The organism is Lactiplantibacillus daowaiensis (genome assembly GCF_005405085.1).
Lineage (GTDB): Bacteria > Bacillota > Bacilli > Lactobacillales > Lactobacillaceae > Lactiplantibacillus > Lactiplantibacillus daowaiensis.
Map to the genome: position 1 here is coordinate 15,635 of NZ_BJDJ01000011.1, position 16,520 is coordinate 32,154.

At 43.6% G+C, this 16,520-nt stretch carries 18 protein-coding genes; 3 read left to right on the forward strand and 15 right to left on the reverse strand.

Features of this window, described 5'->3' with window-relative positions; translation table 11 throughout:
- Window positions 1-194 precede the first annotated feature (194 nt).
- Window positions 195-632, forward strand: a complete 438-nt coding sequence (gene msrB / locus FFM75_RS07935) for a peptide-methionine (R)-S-oxide reductase MsrB (protein ID WP_137628640.1) — start codon at window positions 195-197, stop codon at window positions 630-632.
- A gap of 4 nt (window positions 633-636) precedes the next feature.
- Entirely contained in the window at window positions 637-1,152 is a 516-nt protein-coding gene (gene msrA / locus FFM75_RS07940) for a peptide-methionine (S)-S-oxide reductase MsrA (protein ID WP_137628641.1), read from the forward strand.
- A 46-nt stretch (window positions 1,153-1,198) separates the two neighbouring features.
- On the opposite strand, the gene FFM75_RS07945 is transcribed toward msrA, so the two are convergent.
- The 4 genes from FFM75_RS07945 to FFM75_RS07960 form a co-directional block, all read right to left on the reverse strand.
- Window positions 1,199-1,399 (reverse strand): YozE family protein, encoded by a 201-nt coding sequence (locus FFM75_RS07945; RefSeq protein ID WP_137628642.1) that lies wholly within the window; start codon window positions 1,397-1,399, stop codon window positions 1,199-1,201.
- Window positions 1,400-1,596: 197 nt separating this feature from the next.
- Entirely contained in the window at window positions 1,597-2,451 is an 855-nt protein-coding gene (locus FFM75_RS07950) for a phage integrase N-terminal SAM-like domain-containing protein (protein ID WP_137628643.1), read from the reverse strand.
- Window positions 2,452-3,223: 772 nt separating this feature from the next.
- Window positions 3,224-3,793: a nucleotidyltransferase family protein gene (locus FFM75_RS07955; RefSeq protein ID WP_137628644.1), complete on the reverse strand. Its 570-nt coding sequence runs from the start codon at window positions 3,791-3,793 to the stop codon at window positions 3,224-3,226.
- Window positions 3,794-4,603, reverse strand: coding sequence for a helix-turn-helix transcriptional regulator (locus tag FFM75_RS07960; protein WP_171001459.1), 810 nt, complete (start codon window positions 4,601-4,603; stop codon window positions 3,794-3,796).
- Window positions 4,604-4,749: 146 nt separating this feature from the next.
- Here FFM75_RS07960 and gap point away from each other — a divergent pair, with 146 nt between their 5' ends.
- Window positions 4,750-5,775 carry a type I glyceraldehyde-3-phosphate dehydrogenase gene (gene gap / locus FFM75_RS07965; RefSeq protein WP_137628646.1) on the forward strand — a complete coding sequence of 342 codons (1,026 nt, stop codon included), beginning with the start codon at window positions 4,750-4,752 and terminating at the stop codon, window positions 5,773-5,775.
- A 53-nt stretch (window positions 5,776-5,828) separates the two neighbouring features.
- On the opposite strand, the gene FFM75_RS07970 is transcribed toward gap, so the two are convergent.
- From FFM75_RS07970 to FFM75_RS08020, 11 genes are all read right to left on the reverse strand, one after another.
- Complete coding sequence (locus tag FFM75_RS07970; protein WP_223876636.1) at window positions 5,829-7,361, reverse strand: hypothetical protein; 1,533 nt, start codon at window positions 7,359-7,361, stop codon at window positions 5,829-5,831.
- 9 nt (window positions 7,362-7,370) lie between these two features.
- Window positions 7,371-8,645, reverse strand: coding sequence for a glycosyltransferase family 2 protein (locus FFM75_RS07975; RefSeq protein ID WP_137628647.1), 1,275 nt, complete (start codon window positions 8,643-8,645; stop codon window positions 7,371-7,373).
- 255 nt (window positions 8,646-8,900) lie between these two features.
- The gene (locus FFM75_RS07980) at window positions 8,901-9,140 is read right to left on the reverse strand and encodes a type II toxin-antitoxin system RelB/DinJ family antitoxin (protein ID WP_137628648.1); all 240 of its coding nucleotides are present in this window, start codon (window positions 9,138-9,140) and stop codon (window positions 8,901-8,903) included.
- A 57-nt stretch (window positions 9,141-9,197) separates the two neighbouring features.
- Complete coding sequence (locus FFM75_RS07985; RefSeq protein ID WP_137628649.1) at window positions 9,198-9,716, reverse strand: GNAT family N-acetyltransferase; 519 nt, start codon at window positions 9,714-9,716, stop codon at window positions 9,198-9,200.
- A gap of 29 nt (window positions 9,717-9,745) precedes the next feature.
- A complete protein-coding gene (locus tag FFM75_RS07990) occupies window positions 9,746-10,198 on the reverse strand; it encodes a MarR family winged helix-turn-helix transcriptional regulator (protein ID WP_137628650.1) in 453 nt (150 codons plus the stop codon).
- 113 nt (window positions 10,199-10,311) lie between these two features.
- Window positions 10,312-12,234 carry a CDP-glycerol glycerophosphotransferase family protein gene (locus tag FFM75_RS07995; protein WP_137628651.1) on the reverse strand — a complete coding sequence of 641 codons (1,923 nt, stop codon included), beginning with the start codon at window positions 12,232-12,234 and terminating at the stop codon, window positions 10,312-10,314.
- A gap of 24 nt (window positions 12,235-12,258) precedes the next feature.
- Window positions 12,259-13,368, reverse strand: coding sequence for a CDP-glycerol glycerophosphotransferase family protein (locus tag FFM75_RS08000; RefSeq protein ID WP_137628652.1), 1,110 nt, complete (start codon window positions 13,366-13,368; stop codon window positions 12,259-12,261).
- Entirely contained in the window at window positions 13,356-14,381 is a 1,026-nt protein-coding gene (locus FFM75_RS08005; RefSeq protein ID WP_137628653.1) for a ribitol-5-phosphate dehydrogenase, read from the reverse strand. Before FFM75_RS08005 ends, FFM75_RS08000 begins: the two co-directional genes overlap by 13 nt.
- Before the next feature lie 2 nt (window positions 14,382-14,383).
- A complete protein-coding gene (locus FFM75_RS08010; protein WP_137628654.1) occupies window positions 14,384-15,085 on the reverse strand; it encodes an IspD/TarI family cytidylyltransferase in 702 nt (233 codons plus the stop codon).
- A gap of 290 nt (window positions 15,086-15,375) precedes the next feature.
- Window positions 15,376-15,792: a MarR family winged helix-turn-helix transcriptional regulator gene (locus tag FFM75_RS08015; protein ID WP_223876637.1), complete on the reverse strand. Its 417-nt coding sequence runs from the start codon at window positions 15,790-15,792 to the stop codon at window positions 15,376-15,378.
- A gap of 206 nt (window positions 15,793-15,998) precedes the next feature.
- Window positions 15,999-16,478: an effector binding domain-containing protein gene (locus FFM75_RS08020; protein WP_137628656.1), complete on the reverse strand. Its 480-nt coding sequence runs from the start codon at window positions 16,476-16,478 to the stop codon at window positions 15,999-16,001.
- Window positions 16,479-16,520: the final 42 nt, after the last annotated feature.

A 16,520-nucleotide genomic window follows, 5' to 3' on the forward strand; every position in this document is an offset into this window, starting at 1 on the left:
GTCGCTGTAACGCATCAACCAATTCGAATTGTTAAGGCCAGAGATGAAACTGTTGTCATAGTTGATCAAGATGTTTGGCAAGCCGTTGTGAGCTTTAAACAAATAAGTTGCACTTAGTCGGTTTTGACGTATGATAGAGGTTGTAATTAGATTGTACACAACTCAATTAGCGGTTGCTGAAAGGAATTGAGAAGATGAAATCAGATGACTTAAAGCGAAAATTAACACCTGAACAGTTTGCGGTGACCCAAGAAGCTGCGACGGAACGGCCATTTACAGGAGAATATGATGACTTCTATCAAGCCGGTATTTACGTTGACGTTGTAAGTGGTGAACCGTTATTTAGTTCATTGGACAAATATGATGCCGGGTGTGGTTGGCCGTCGTTTACCAAACCCATCGATAAGACCCATTTAAAACAACATCTTGATCAGTCATTTGGCATGGCTCGAACTGAGGTGCGTAGTGCGCAAGCTGAATCACACTTAGGTCACGTGTTTACTGATGGTCCAGTAGCGCGAGGTGGTCTGCGCTATTGTATCAATTCGGCAGCGTTGAAGTTTATTCCGGTTGCAAAACTCAAAGCGGCTGGTTATGGTGATTACTTAATTTTGTTTAATGAGGAGGGTTAATCAGATGGCAACTGCAATTTTTGCGGGTGGGTGTTTCTGGTGTATGGTCAAACCTTTTGATAGTTTGCCAGGTATTCAAAAAGTCGTTGCTGGTTATACTGGCGGTACCGTACCTAATCCAACTTATGAGCAAGTGGTGAGTCATACGACTGGCCATACGGAAGCTGTTGAAATTACGTATGATCCTGAAGTGATGTCATATGCGGACTTGGTCGAGATATACTGGCGCCAAACCGATCCGACTGACGCGATGGGTCAATTTCAAGATCGTGGTGACAGCTATCGACCAGTGATTTTTGTCAATAGTCCTGACCAGCGACGAATCGCAACTGCTTCACGACAAGCGTTAATCGACAGTGGTAAATTTGATAAACCAATCGTGACACAGATTGAAACTGCTAAGCCGTTTTATCCGGCTGAGGCCGAACACCAAGATTTCTATCGTCAAAATCCATTTCGGTATCAGATTGAAGAAATGGGTGGTCGGACTGCGTTTATTCAACAACATTGGCATGATTAAAAACAGAAGTCCCAGGTTAACGTCGATTAACCTGGGACTTTTGTTTTTAATTTGTTTGATAGGCATCTAAAGCCGAGTAAAATGATTGTTTAATGGAATCTCGAATATTTAGGTAAGTGATGTAGTCAGATAATTCGTGGACGTCACTAGTTAACGGGAAATCAAAGTCAGAATGGGCATAGCACGCAGCCGGATAATATGGGCCATGTTGGTTAACAAACGGTTCGAGCCAACGGTAAAAAGTCATCTGAGTCATCCTCTCAAAAGTTATTATTAACAGTTTAAGGGCTCAAAAGCTTGATGTACAGCGATTTTTAGCTTCTTAATCAAGATGAAAATCGGCTGTAAACTGGTCGTAACGGCTTGTAAATTAACTGCAACATCTTCATGCAAATACGCGTAAAAAAGATTAATATCATCATAATTGACTGCTTTTTAGCAACTTTAGTTTTCTTGTTGTTGTCGTATTTCACGCAAATCTTGTTGGCGTAACAAGTTCTGATAGTAACCTAGACTTGTTAAATCTAATCTTAGGGTCTGCATGATTGCTGTCGGTTCAGTGGCCCGATGTTGCCGTAAATACCATAAAATATAGCTTTGGTACAACGTTGTTGGCTTTAATGGTAAGCCCAGGCGCTGGCTGTCGCCAGTTAAATACTTGTGTAGTGCGGCTAAGGTTAAATGTGGATCAGTCCCACGTTGCCGGGTTTTTAAGAATAAATCCTGAGTTTGAAATTGGGTTTGTAAAGGTGTAATAAAGGCGTATAATTTAGATAAGAACATATGTTCAACAGGCGAAAAAGTGATCTTTTTTACCTGTTGGTAGAAATTTGGTGCTAATAGTTCACTGACTGGATAAGCTTTACTTGTAAATAATAAAAACGCACGTGTATACACATGAATATCATCATTAGTCAGCAATGTTGGTAATTGTTCCGGCCAAGTATCAATCTGGTGATTGTTGACGAGTGGTTTACCCTTGACTGCAAACGTTGGCAACGTGGTTATGACGCGATGTTCAAATAAGTAGTTAAAATAGCCATTAAGATTAGATAGACTTTTATTTAAAGTTGATTGCTGATAGCCGCGATTGGTCTTTAGCATGGTCAAATAAACTTTAATATCATTTTCAGTTAAATCAGCGAGTAAGCCACTGGCTGCAAACGTGTCGTTAAAGTGTTGTTGGTAATTAAAGAAGTCGGTCAAAGTCATTTGATATTGGGCAATTGTCTGTGGATGTTTACCAGCTGTGGTTAAGTGTGCAATAAAGCTTTTTTCGTATGGAAAATGAATTGTCATTGTAGGTCACAGCCTTTCTAGTCGTATTTCGTTACTTTAACTAAAACACAATTTTAACCCAAAAACAAGCCATTAGCACGGGTGCTGTCAGGCGCATTCTAAGGACAGGTTCGTTTGTTTAATGGGTACTTGTTGGTCTAATTAACAACAGAATACGCATGCAAAAAAGGTATCATTTGACCAAAAAACACCCAAAATGATGCGATACAGCAACTGGTAAAATGATTAATAATATAACTTAAGATAAACCGTCAATAAATAGCAGATTTCATGAATTGCTATTAATTGACGGTTTTTAATGTGCAAGCTTGATTATGGCTTTACACAAAATGAAATCTAAACTGCAAATTTAAAAGCTGCTAAATAAAATCATCAAGTTCGAATCGAAACCAACAAAATAAAAATAGAACCGTAAAAAAGTAGCTAACTGAAATGATGATCATAAAGCTAAAAAGAATCGTAAGCAAAAAACAGGCCAAAAAGCCTGAATTAGGTCGTGGGGGACCCAATTTTCGTTTTACTTCTACTTTGTATAATATATATTATGTAAACTAGAATATATTCAAAAATGGCCCAGTCCTGAATTACGGTATCCCCTGTGGTTATAACGTTCGTTACCACTAAAGTGCACAAATCATGTTGTTAAAACAATAATTTTAGTTACTTGTCGTTATTTGTAAACTAAACTCGAGTAAATGAAATTAAATTAGTACGGATAAACAAAATTATTTGGTTTGATATTATCGAAAACTACAAATGAACAACGGATACGCTAATATACAACTGATAATTGCTGATATCGTTGCTGCCAATCCTTTTGCTGGATACGTTGTTTGAATATCGCTAAGTGTGCAGCATCTTGTTGTAAATACGGCGCTGGCCGACAAATAAACTGCACTAAGTCAGTTAACCCATGTGGCGTAATTAGCTGCAACTGATTTTGTGGATCTAAATATGCACCGACACCAGTTGCGGTTTCAACAAAATGACCGATTGCATCAGTAACTGACGTAAATGGCGGCTGGTCGGCAAAGTTATATTGGTGCATGTAAACTTCATTTTTGACTTGCCATTGATATTGTGGGAATGCTTGCTGAAGCTTATCTTGAACGCTTAAATCATGACTTGCTGGTTGTGTTTTATCGAAATAAACCACGTCAATATCGCTGGCAAACGTGACTGGTTGCTGACTGAGTACGGACCATACCGTATTACGAATGCAGCCAGCTGCAAGTGCACCTTGTGGTAACTGTAGTTTTTGGACGATTTGTAAAAGTTGGCAAAGCTCCGGATTATCCAAAATGATTTGCCGTACCAAAGTTTCGTTAGCTGTTGCAGACATTTATTTTGCCCCCATTAAGTGTGATAATTTAGCTTTAGTGGCTTGGTCGTTAGCCAATTGTACTAGTAAATAGTAATCCGTTAAATCAGTGTGTAATGGTATTTCAGTCAAATATAGCGCCCCAACAGTTGGATGGTTTAACAGCAATGGTAATGGTGTTAATGCTTGAGTCTGTAGCGTTTGCCATGGTGCTTGAAATGCTGGGATGGTTTTTATCGTGTCAAATATTTGGTATAAAAAATCATCAGTTGGCATGGTGCTGTAGAGTTGTCGAAACTGTGCGGTTCGTTGTTGTGCGTAAGCAGACCAATCTGGTATTAAAGCTTGTAGTGCTGGCACGTTGAAGGTTCGCCAAATTAGATTGCGCTGCTGTGACGACTGGTCAGTTAACGCACCATAAAGTTTAGTATAAGCTAGATTCCAGTTAGTAATCGTTAAACGTTGGTCTAAAATTATGGCTGGATTGTCCCCCTGTGCTTGCATTAGTGCGACCAGACTAGCTGGTACAGTCGTGTTGGCTCGTTGATCGGCGGGAAGTTGAGCGCCAATTAAATTAAATAAATACTGCGTTTCGGCGGTGCTTAGTTTTAAGACCTGGCTCAACGCCAATAAGACGTCAATTGAAGGTTTCACCCCTGGTCGTCCCTGCTCCAAACGTGTTACCCAATCACTACTGATGTGTGCTAAGTCAGCAACTTCATCACGCCGCAACCCTGCCACCCGTCGGCGACTAGTCGTCAAGCCATAATCGGCTGGTTTTAGGAGTGAGCGTTTATAGGCCAAAAAATGCCCCACAACTTTTTCATTCATCATGACTGCTCCTTACTTACCTAGGACAAGTTATCCTAGGATGATGTCAATCTGGTTACCCACCGGCTAGCTTGGCATAATATAGTTGTGCTTGAGGGTGACTAACACCAATCAAGTATAACATTTAACTTCAGGAGGATTTTAACATGACAGTAAAAATTGGTATTAATGGGTTTGGTCGGATCGGTCGATTGGCATTTCGCCGCTTGTTAGCATTAAAACAGCAAGGGGCAACTGATTTAGAAGTCGTGGCTATTAATGATTTGACGGCGCCTGCCCTGCTGGCCCACTTGCTAAAATATGATTCAACGCATGGCACCTTGGCCGCTGAAGTAACGGCGACAACGGATGCGATTATCGTTGATGGTCAGCGTTATCCAGTTTATGCAGAAGCTCAGGCCGAGCAGTTACCATGGGTGGCTCAAGATGGTGTCGCAATTGTGTTGGAGTGTACGGGCTTTTACACGTCTAGCACTAAGGCCCAAGCGCATTTAGCTGCTGGTGCTAAAAAGGTGTTGATCTCGGCACCGGCTGGTAACGATGTTCGAACGATTGTTATGAATGTCAATGATCAGACGTTAAAAGCGAGTGATCAAATTGTTTCAGCGGGATCTTGTACGACCAATTGTTTAGCACCCATGGCTTATTATCTCGATCAAGCTTTCGGTATTTTGGTTGGCACCATGACGACTGTTCATGCTTATACGAGCACGCAAATGTTATTGGATGGTCCCGTTCGTGGTGGCAATTTCCGCGCGGCACGGGCGGCTGGTGTGAATACGATTCCCCATTCATCTGGTGCTGCTAAAGCGATTGGTTTAGTATTACCTAACTTGAATGGCAAACTACAAGGCCACGCACAACGTGTTGGTGTAGTTTCGGGTTCGTTAACGGAATTAGTTACGACTTTAAAACAGCCGGTGACGGTTGACCAAATCAATCAAGTCATGCAAACTGCAACTCAACAAAATCCGTCATTTGGCTACAATGCTGATCAAATCGTTTCAAGTGATGTGATTGGGTCGACTTATGGGTCCATTTTTGACCCGACCCAAACAGAAGTTGTCACTGCCGGTGAGACCCAACTCGTTAAGACGGTGGCCTGGTACGACAATGAATATGGCTTTACGTGTCAATTGATTCGGACTTTGGCTAAGTTAGCACAAGCATGATAATAGTAAAAAAACGCAGTGATGGGAAAAAGGTCACTGCGTTTTTTTAGCCACTAATGTCGTTCCTGATAACGCCAACGTCGCCAAGCAGCGATACCACAAGTCAGCAGGAAAATAAGTGGCAAATAAATAATGATATGATAGCGCCCTTGGACTTCAACTAATAAGGCGCTGAGCACAAAGCCGTCCAGTAATAAGCCACTATAAAAGAAGTAATTATTCAAGTAGTCCGTATGGGTGGCTAGTAAACCGAGCCCAATTAAAACACTGATCAGTGCCCCGCCAATCAAACTTAGTAAGCCTCCGACCGAGAACAAGACAATCCAGGACTTCAAGTGATACCAAGTCGTTGTTAACTGGTGATTGGTATTCAAGTTATATAGCACCCAGTTATAACCGTAGTCTTCGGTCATTAAGTTTTGCAACTTAGCATTTAAAAACGGTAACCAAGCGTGGGTTTGTTTGAGCTGGGTGAGATGTTGTGTCGTTGCTGCCTGCATCTCAATCGCAATTCTTTGATAGGCTACCTGATAGGATGGCGCGACGCGTAGTGTATGTGTCACCTGTCCCATCAGCTGATCTTCATACATGCCACCCGTCTGTGGATTGCTCCCGGTTGCGACACTATAAGCAGTTTCGATACGGTTAGGTGCTAGTTGCACCCCATATAGCCAATCCTCGATTGGCGATGTAAAGCCCATAATAAGCGCCACACCGACAATGAATAGCCCCAGTCGAATCCAATAACGGCGCCAAATTTTAACTGATTGTAGCGCTAACCAACCACTTAATAGGACCAGGCCGATTAGCCAGACAGCCATGATTGGTCGCAGTAAGTTGGCCACGATGGTTGTGCCCCACGCTAAAATCAAATTGAACCACTGATCCCAAGGTGTGGTGGTCGCTAAGGGATGGACGACGTTGGTCAAACTATACATTGCGATCAAAATACATGTGATAAATAGTGGTTCAATCCCGTTTAACAAAGTGCTGTATAACCAATATGCCGGCAAACTATAGAATATTAGTGCCATCGAAATGCCCAGTTGCCGGTTAAGCCAACGCGCACCAATAAAGTATAGTAACAACATATCCAAACTAGTTAATAAAACGTTACCGAGTTGACTGACCACGTAATTTTGACCGAAGAACGCCATTTCCCAACTAAATGCGTTGGCAATATTGAGGGCATGTGGAAAAATCAAATAGTCACCGAGTGAGCCGTGTGCAAACATGGTCTGCCAAGTCAGGCCTTGGGTACTATACGCAGCTAGCGCATGGTAATTCCAAAAATCAGATGTTGGATGAATTCGAAACAGTGCAATCAAGGGAAGCTTAATGACGGTCAAACCGCCTAACGTGACCAGTAGCCAAGTTGTTGACCGCGTTGCCAACCAACGGGCTAACCCAAGAATTCCAGCTAGCAAAACAAGTATTGCCACCCCGGCCCACCAAATGGCTGGGGTTAAGGTTAGCGGTAACCGTTTTGTCGCGCGCCAAAGTGCAATGAACATCCATGCGAGCAAGCAACCGGCGATGATTAAAACGATTGCTTGACCGAACTTTACACAGAACCGTTTAATCACTATCGCCCCCTAATACGATCGTTTTAGTCGAGCATATGACAAATGGCGGGTCTTGGTCCAATTTGTTTGGCCAAGTAATTGCCGCGTGATAGCGGCATATGGTGTTAAAGCGATAATTAATAAGTAGGCTTGAAAGCTAATACTATCACTTAAAGTTTGTCCAAATGTGGTTGGCAACTGTGCCAGACTGGAATTACGGTGCAGCAATAACGCTAATGCCCCACATGCGAGCAAGGCAATACTGATTACTGTCAATATGGCCAAGTGATGCCAGCCTTGATTCCAGTTACTTAAACTGCGGGTGGTTAAGTTGACTAACGCGACCAGACTTGTTATTGGGACAATGCAACCAGTAATGGGCATCAGGATCCAAAAAGTCGTGTCGAAACGTTGAAACCAATTGACATTCTTAGACTGCCATAGTGCTGGTAAATAGCTCATGCATTGTAAGGCCCCTTGACACCAGCGAACACGTTGATTAAAGAACGGCCGCAATTGAGTGACGGCTTCTTGTTGCACAACTTGGGTCGGTAGAAAATCGACTTTGCCTCCTAATAGCCAGGTCCGCAGCGTAAACTCTAAATCTTCTAACAAGCTATTGCCCCAAGGGTTTTGTTCAGCTAAAGCTAAGCTGACGAACTGACCGTTACCAGAAGCGATGCATTGACCAAGCCGACTGCGTAATTGTTGTGTGGCGCTATTGACGCCCATAAATTCAAAATTTTGCATACGAGCTAACCAGTTGGTTTGATTGTAAATCGTGACCCCGGTTTGTAGCATTGCCAGTTGTGGATCGTGCTCAAAATGAGCGACGACTTGAGTCAATGCTTGGCTAGTCATAAAGGCATCCGCATCTAAAATGCCCACGATGGCCTGATTAGGTGCCACTTGCTTGGCTAAGGTATGCTGTAAATAATCGATTGCCGTATTAATGACGGCCCCTTTACCCTGCCGCTTATTGCCGGCACGATGTAGGACTTGTAAATATGGCGACGGACTAGTTGCTAGTAACGCTAGACTATGGTCATGGGAATCGTCATCGACCGCAATGATTTGCGCGGTAATCGTAGATGGTAACTGTGCCAGCTGCTGTGATAATTGTGTGATGGTCTTTGTAATCACACGTTCTTCATTCAAAACTGGAATGACTAGATAGAGTTGATATGGCTGCTTTCCTTTAGTCATTGATCGTTTGGGTACCCGATAATGATTGATCAACAAAATTTCAATAATGAAGTAACCATAAAATAGGCTCGAAATCCCAATTGCTAAATTAGTCAGCATCGGCCCACCGCCTTTCTCAATCCTTGCGATTATTTTAACTTGGCGCTATTATACAAAACGCTTAATCGCAACGCCTAATCATAAGGGTAAGAATACCTAGTGAACTAATAAAATGCTGGTCAAATTAATTGCTAGTTTATTAACTCGATTTAGTTGGCCGCTGCACGACTGACTACTTTAATCATAAAATTTATAAGGGATATAAGTTGACAAAAAAATCCCCATTACCTTTTCACTTGGCAATGGGGATGACGACTATTCAGTTGGTGTTTGGCGAATTTTAGCGAGTTGCTGTAAGACTGCTGACTCTGTGGCAGTACCATAAGCTGGATTTTGAGCATTGAACGGTAAGCCACCGACGGCAATGGTTTGTTTTAGAAACATGTTAAATGCGGTCGATAAATTCAGTCCTAAGGCATCATAAATCAAAGCCGCTTGCTGTTTGTCTTGTTCATTGACACGGAATGACACGGCAATATTCTTTGGGTTATCCATAGTTGTCACCTCATCCTTAACTATACTAAACGTATAGTAGATGTCAATACATATGGTTTAAGCGAGGGACTTTTGCAGCAACAGGTCAGTTTGGTGGTCAGTGCCCATGACGAATTCATGCGCACTGAATTGTTCAAAGCCCCAGTGTTCATAGAAAGCTTTAGCCGGTTCATTGTGTTCCCAAACGCCTAACCAAATTAAGGTTTTATGGTCAGCTTGTGCCAGCTTGATGGCTTGACGAATCAAGGTGCTGCCGAGGCCTTGATGTTTGAACGCTGGTCGAATATAAATCCGTTCAACTTCTAAAGCATCTGGTCCCATGGCTTCGGACTGAGCATCGCCAATATTGACTTTTAAGTAGCCTATTTGCTGACCGTCACGTTCGATAAAATAAAAACGTGAATTAGCCACTTGTAGTTCAGCGGTCAATTTAGGTAAGTTATAAGCCTCATCGAGATAAGCTTGCATGTTAGCGGCGGTATTTTGGGCCGCAAACGTATCTTGAAAGGTTTCAATGCTGATTTGCTGTAAAGCTTGGCTATCAGCGGTCGTAAGTGGGACTAAAGTTGTGGTCATCGTAAAACTCCTTATCGTTTAGATACTGGTTAATATGGTCTGGTTTGCCCTTGTTGGACTTTTTCCCAGTCAGCGGTCACTTGATGACTGACTTTCGTTAATAACTGGGATAATTGAGCTGCTTCCGTTGAGGTCAATTCAGTTAAAGCGACTTGATTAGAATAGACATTTTCGCGATGGATCGTGACGTAACGCTTTAGACCGGCGGCCGTTGGAAATAGTTCTTTGTTTTTACGGTTTTGTGTCGCCGCTCGTTTCTCCACTAGTCCTTGCATGACAAGTTTTTGGACGGCACGCGCAGCAGTTGTTCGATCGACTTGCAGTTGGGCTGCTAAATGGTCGGTAATCACCCCCGGCCGTTCGCAGATGCGGACTAAATACAAATACTGCCCTTTGTTTAAGGCCAGTTGTTTGAATTCCCGATTACTGATTGAATCTAAGGCACGCGCAATGGTACCAATTTGCCGGAGCACATCAGGCATGGCCGAACCTCCTTATTGAGATTAGTACTGAGTATAGCATCGTTTTGCTGTATTTACAACAAAATAACTAGATTAAAAAAGGCTAGTCGGATAACTAACCTTTTTTAATCTAGTTAAGCTTGATCCTGCTTCGGTTGCGTTGGCGCATGGGTCCGTTGACCCCAATCAGGAATGACTTTTCCATCTTCAGTTCTTAATTGACCATCGGCGTCTAATTGAGCTTCTTCAGCCGTGGATTCAGCAAACCCATCATTTAAGGCCGCGACTAACCGATCAGTCGCATGACCATCCAGATCATCAAAGAAATAATCGACAAATTGATCGACTTTTGTTTGATCGATGTGAGGATGTTTTAACTGGGTTAATAACTCGCTCATATTCTCGGCTAATTGGCCAGGAATAAAATCGAAGTAATCAAAGTAGAAACTCCGCGAGCGCATATAATCCGCTAAATCTGGGGCAAAGAAGACCATTGGTCGTTTCAATAAGGCGTATTCAAAACAAACTGATGAGTAATCAGTAATCAATTGGTCAGCGATTAACAGTAAATCATTGATTTCTCGATAATCAGAAACGTCATAGAAGAAGTCCGTATATTCATATGGAATCGTGGGTTTATTTTGGACGAATGGATGAATCTTTAATAAAAAGACGTAATCATCGTGTAAGTTATCATATAATTGTTTGAAGTTTAACGTTTCAAACGGATAATTGGCCGACTGTTGCCCATTACCTCGAAAAGTTGGGGCAAATAAGATCACCTTTTTGCCCTTAATGAACGGTAATTCTTCGTTTAAGCGCGCTTTGATTTGGGCTTGTTTAGGCTTGTCAAAAAAGACATCGGTCCGAGGCACACCTAGTGGCAAGACTTTATCTTCAGTAATCCCAAACCCTTCTGCATATTTGTCAACGACTTGTTGCGATGAGACTAAGACTTTCGTGTAGTTTCGATGGTTCAGCGACGTCGGTTTGGGGCCACCTGGCATCCCAACGCGGCTATAACCAAACGTCTTAAAGGCCCCAACGGCATGCCAAACTTGAATCAAGTCAGCATTTTCACGAATCTTCAACGGATAAATTAAGGGGTAAAAGTCATCAAGTAAAATGTAGCGACTGGTCGCAATGGCCTTAGCTAGCTGCCGAACTTCACGAAAGCTCTTTTTAGCTTTGATACTAGGTTTTAAATAGAAGGTCGTCTTGAAATTGGCCTGCTTTTGCAACGCTTGATAAATGAATTCAAAGTTTCCGGAAATCGAGGTCCGACTGTCAGAGACAAATGCGATTTGATCAGGCTTGATTGGTCGCAAACAATACCAGCGGTACCACCATTTTAATAACCGCCGTTTAAAGGCGCGTAATGTCGGTGATTCCAGCTCATACCCCGCATCGGCGACTTCATTTTCCAATGGATTGATGTCACTGAGCTTGTGTGAACTCACATAAAAGGCTTGTGCGGCTAATTTATATTCAAAAATCAAGCTAAACGTCTGATTGCTCTTAGCCGAATAACTAGTCATTTTAGTGGTGTAATTCAAATCTTTGGCTGCCTGGCCGATTTGCCCGATCGAAGTGCGGCGAATCAGCCACCCTTTTGGTAAATATTGCCGTAATTGCAAGCGAATCTCGTATCGTCCGGGTGCGAGCGGTTTACCGTTATTGAGCTTAGAGAAGTTAATGGCACCGTGGTAGCCTGCCTGTGGGAAGTTGGCGACTTTAACCGGAACATTCACGAGTGGCACGGTGATTTCAACGCCTTGTTGGTCGATTAAAATTAAGCTCTTGATGATCTTTTCAGGATCAGTTTCTGGAAATTGTTCGAACCACGCTTGACCACTGATCGTTAAGTAAGCGCCGTTAAAATCGAGTTGGGTGACTTGCCGTTTGATCAACGAATCAACGTCAGTGGCTAAATGTGGTTCATTCAATAGTTGGCGCGGCGTTGTGTCATCAACATCCGCCACAGGATCAGTGGTTGGTGCTGGTCGTCTTAGGTGCCGGACCACTTGATGGGCGCGGCGTTTTAATCGTGTTAACATCTGAATCCCCCCGCTTAAATTAGGTTAGAGTAGTTGTGTGACAAAGTCGAAAACGCGACGACTGTTATGCCCATCTTGCTGTGGGAAGGTCCGTTGCTTGAGTTGTTGCACGTAACTCAAATCTAAGGTTGGGACCTGTTGGTTAACGGCCGCAATGACTTGTGACGCCGTTTTAAAGTGCGGCGCCCCCAAGTATTGATAGTAGTCAACGTAAAAGCCACAGTGTTTGGCATATTGCGCGTAATCAGGTGTAAATAGTAGGATCGGTCGTTCAAAGTAACTGAAGTTCAACGATAATGACGAATAGTCGGTGACAAAAACATCGACTTTCGGCAATAAGTTTTTGACGCGTTCGGCATCTTGAAACAAGTGCACGTTAGCGGGTAAATTAGCCGCTAAGGCCGGTAATTTCAAATATGGATGGACGGAGATGTAAAGCTCCCACTCACCGTTCAACGCTTGACTGGCTTTGATGAAAGCTTGAATATAGCCGGCGACCCGCTTAGCACCGCCCGCGCGATATGTGGGAGCGTAGAACAAGCGCTTCGGTCGTTCATGGTCGTGATGCCGCATCGTCATTAACCCATCGATCATGGGCTCGCCTAAAGCTAAGACGTGATCGGCTGGTAGATCAAAGGCTTCTGTATAAGCGGGCTTATCGGCTTCCGCATTGATAAAGACCCAATCGTAATTGGTATGTGGTTTGATGATACTACGGTTGGCACTCGGTAAACTGAGACCGAACTTTTTAAGTGACCCAATCGCATGCCAAAGTTGAATCACGATGTTATCGTCGTGCTTTTGAATGGCATAGAGTGGAAAAAAGTAGTCATCAATGATGAATAACTGCGCCGTTGCTAAGTAATAAAGGGCCCGCATGGAGGCCCAGACGAACCCTAGCTTACTTAGTAAGGTCCGATCATAGTGGAAACACAGCACTTTAAGCTCATAATCGTCATCCGCATGGTCAAATTCCGCGTATAGATACTTTAAGTTATCAGCGAGTTTGGTATTCCGCATGGTCGCGAAGACGACTCGGCGTGGTTTCGGCCCCACTAAGTGATAACAAAGCTGATAAAAACCATTAAACGTATGACGTAATAAATTGAGTTTGACTTTTTTTAGACGGCCCATCGCATCACCGCCTTGCCCCAATAGTTGGCTAAGTCCCGTTCAAAGAACTCAGTCACTTCGGGGAGCGTGTGAACCGTCCCAGTCACCCCAATTAAGTTTTGGAGGCGTTCGCGGGTCACGGCACTGTGGCTTAAAATATCAACGGCTTGTTGAAAATCTTGCCGTCCACTGCGGCTAGAGCCTTGCAAGGTCAAACCACGTTCTAAAACCATCCGGGTATTGATGTCAATTGGCTGTTCAGAAACCCCCATTAAGACGACTGTTCCCATGGGTTGAATATGGTCAATGATTTGATCGATAGCTTGGGCACTACCTAGCCCACCAGTACATTCAATGGCTTGACTCACTTGCACGTTTTCCGGCACATCATCAACTAAGTACGTGGCATCGACAAATGAGAAGTAGTCTAATTTGTCTTGATGGCGGCCAAAGACGACTAATTGACTATTTGGAAACATCGTTTTGGCTAAAGTCGCCGTAATGTAGCCGAGATTACCATCACCCCAAATACCAATGACTTTTTGGTCGGCATCCATGGTGTGTTTTAGTTGGGTCAACGCTTGGACCCCCACTGAGACCATTTCAATGAAAGCAGCCATTTGGGGATCGAAGTCTTTAGGAATCTTGATGGCGCGGTCGCGGTGTAAGAAGACATATTCTTGCATGAAGCCGTCATAGCCACTAGACCGAAACTTCGATGAAGGTAAGTAATTTTCCTTAACGATTTCATTGGTTTTCGTGGGGGTATTGGGCACCATGGCGACTAAGTCCCCGGGTTTGAACTCACCTTGTGGGTCAGCCACCACCGTGCCAACGCCTTCATGGATCAAGGCCATAGGTAACTTTTTACGGAGGGCGGTTTGGGAGCGATTGCCGGTAAAGTAACGTTGATCGGCATGACATAACGAGAGATAAGTTGGCCGGACAATGATATCGGTCGGCGCTAATACTTCATCGACCGTTTGGACTTCAAATTGGCGGGCGGCCACTAAGCGATAGACTTGATTTAACATGGTTATTCCCTCGTTTCTACTAACGCCGTTGCAACTTTTAAATCGTATGGCGTGGTAATTTTAAAATTAAAGTTTTCACCGCGGACTAAGTGGACCGTCTCACCGGCAAGTAAGCAAATTTTGCAAGAATCAGACAAGGTGGCCTTTTGATCGGTCGTCAGCTTGTCATAAGCCTTGATCAAGGCTTGGATATTGAAGCTTTGTGGTGTTTGGCCTTGGTACATCGATTCACGCACCGGAATGGTCGTGACCGATTCGGTGGCCCCTTGAACGATCGTATCGATGGCCGGTACGACCGTATCAACGGCTGGATATTGTAAGGCGGCCGTGATGTTATCCGCGATGATGCGTTGGGTAATAAATGGTCGCACGGCATCGTGGGTAATCACGACATCGTCGTCAGTTAAGTCGTAATGGGTTTGTAAGTAATTGATGCCTTGCATCAAGGTTTCGTTGCGTTCGGCACCGCCCGTGACCACTTTGACCCGGTCATCGTGAATGTAACGGTGGACAATTTCTTTAGTATGGCTCAGCCAATCGGCCGGACAAACGATCAGAATGGCCGCAAACCGACTTTCGAGCACAAACTTTTCAACGGTGTGGATCAAGATGGGCTTATCAGCAAGGGTTAAAAATTGCTTGGGCATTTTGACGTGGCCCATTCGGGTGCCCTTCCCACCAGCTAAAATCTGAGCATAAATCATATCAGCATGTCTCCATTCATTTTTAATTGTTATTGCCATCATAATGAACAGATGTGAAAGTTATGTTGGGAGTTTGCAAAAATTTGCGTGAGGCTAGTGATCACGGTATGAAGAAAATATGAAGTCGATTTTCACAACTTTTGTATAAAGCTGGGGGCTATCCCCCAACATTTAGCAGCCAATGCCCAGCCAATAACTAGTTAACCAGTTGTACTTAAAAAAATTCACAAAAAAACGTGAGCCGTGCATCGCTTCATAACTAGCGATGCAGAGTTCACGTTTTTAGTGGATTATTTCAAATTAATCATTAATTTGTGGACTAATTGGGTCATTGTGGCCCATTCTTCGTCCGTTAATTGGCCTTTGGTGACTAACGTTTCTGGTAAATCACTGATAGCGGCCCGTTTCATACGCCCCGCTGGCGTGATTGAGACTTGGACTTGCCGTTCGTCAGTTTGGCTGCGCTGGCGTTTAACCAAGCCTTCTTCGTCCATCCGTTTGAGTAATGGGGTAACGGTCCCGGTACTGAGGTCTAACCAATGACCGATCGACTTGACCGTTAGATGTGGTTGTTCACTTAATAAGACTAAGACTAAATACTGCGGATACGTGATGGCTTGTTCGGCCAACTCGGGTTGATACGCGCGTTGGATGGCGCGCGCGGTGACATACATCAAAAAACAAAAATGATCTTCTAGTTTACGCATAGCGTGCATGGCCCTCCTTCTAGCAATAATCATTATACCGGTTCTAAACCTTTCACACAATCGAATTGTTAATTATTAAATTGATTAATACTTGTTGCCGTTGCCCGCCTGCCCTTCGATTTTTCTGCATTATAGCACCAACAACCCCCGCCACTAGCAGTCAAACTGCCAGTAACGGGGGTTGTTTAAGTTACTTTTCAATTGGTTTATTTGTTAGTAATCGGAATCCATAGTTCACCAGTGACTTGTTCAGGCGTACTAGTTGTAATTACCGTGGCATTGGGTCCACCGACATAAGCTTGATCAGTTAAACTTGGCAAGATCTGACCAAAAGCAGCGCCTTCAAGCTGACCGAATAAGTTGATGGCCGTATCTGCAGTACCCTTGACGATGAGGTAAGAACTCGTTGGGAATTGAATGGCCCGTTCCGTGTCGGCGGCTGGTTGTACATCAGTCGCCGTTTGAACACCGGCATAAAAGTACATCACGCCATCGATGGCTTCATTGACCGCAAATTCCCAGGCATTCTTAGCACTCGCCTTTAAGGCTTGATATCGCGGTGTCGTGGTGACTTGTTGCCAAAAAGCTTGTTTTTGAGCGGGCAATTGTTGATAATCCCCACTGAGGGTCGTGCCTAAGCCGAGTACCGTAAAGCCATCTTTAGTTGCAATTTCGTAGTTAGTCATGTGTTTGTTTCCTCCTTGAATTGAATAATGTTATGATACCAA

Bases quoted from the DNA above. Each gene is read 5' to 3' on its own strand.
- FFM75_RS07960 (WP_171001459.1), bottom strand. From the start codon at position 4,603: ATGAATGAAAAAGTTGTGGGGCATTTTTTGGCCTATAAACGCTCACTC.
- FFM75_RS07985 (WP_137628649.1), bottom strand. From the start codon at position 9,716: ATGACCACAACTTTAGTCCCACTTACGACCGCTGATAGCCAAGCTTTA.
- FFM75_RS07955 (WP_137628644.1), bottom strand. From the start codon at position 3,793: ATGTCTGCAACAGCTAACGAAACTTTGGTACGGCAAATCATTTTGGAT.
- FFM75_RS08020 (WP_137628656.1), bottom strand. From the start codon at position 16,478: ATGACTAACTACGAAATTGCAACTAAAGATGGCTTTACGGTACTCGGC.
- msrA (WP_137628641.1), top strand. From the start codon at position 637: ATGGCAACTGCAATTTTTGCGGGTGGGTGTTTCTGGTGTATGGTCAAA.
- FFM75_RS07945 (WP_137628642.1), bottom strand. From the start codon at position 1,399: ATGACTTTTTACCGTTGGCTCGAACCGTTTGTTAACCAACATGGCCCA.
- FFM75_RS08000 (WP_137628652.1), bottom strand. From the start codon at position 13,368: ATGGGCCGTCTAAAAAAAGTCAAACTCAATTTATTACGTCATACGTTT.
- FFM75_RS08015 (WP_223876637.1), bottom strand. From the start codon at position 15,792: ATGCGTAAACTAGAAGATCATTTTTGTTTTTTGATGTATGTCACCGCG.
- FFM75_RS08005 (WP_137628653.1), bottom strand. From the start codon at position 14,381: ATGTTAAATCAAGTCTATCGCTTAGTGGCCGCCCGCCAATTTGAAGTC.
- FFM75_RS07990 (WP_137628650.1), bottom strand. From the start codon at position 10,198: ATGCCTGATGTGCTCCGGCAAATTGGTACCATTGCGCGTGCCTTAGAT.
- FFM75_RS07950 (WP_137628643.1), bottom strand. From the start codon at position 2,451: ATGACAATTCATTTTCCATACGAAAAAAGCTTTATTGCACACTTAACC.
- FFM75_RS07995 (WP_137628651.1), bottom strand. From the start codon at position 12,234: ATGTTAACACGATTAAAACGCCGCGCCCATCAAGTGGTCCGGCACCTA.
- FFM75_RS07975 (WP_137628647.1), bottom strand. From the start codon at position 8,645: ATGCTGACTAATTTAGCAATTGGGATTTCGAGCCTATTTTATGGTTAC.
- FFM75_RS08010 (WP_137628654.1), bottom strand. From the start codon at position 15,085: ATGATTTATGCTCAGATTTTAGCTGGTGGGAAGGGCACCCGAATGGGC.
- msrB (WP_137628640.1), top strand. From the start codon at position 195: ATGAAATCAGATGACTTAAAGCGAAAATTAACACCTGAACAGTTTGCG.
- gap (WP_137628646.1), top strand. From the start codon at position 4,750: ATGACAGTAAAAATTGGTATTAATGGGTTTGGTCGGATCGGTCGATTG.
- FFM75_RS07980 (WP_137628648.1), bottom strand. From the start codon at position 9,140: ATGGATAACCCAAAGAATATTGCCGTGTCATTCCGTGTCAATGAACAA.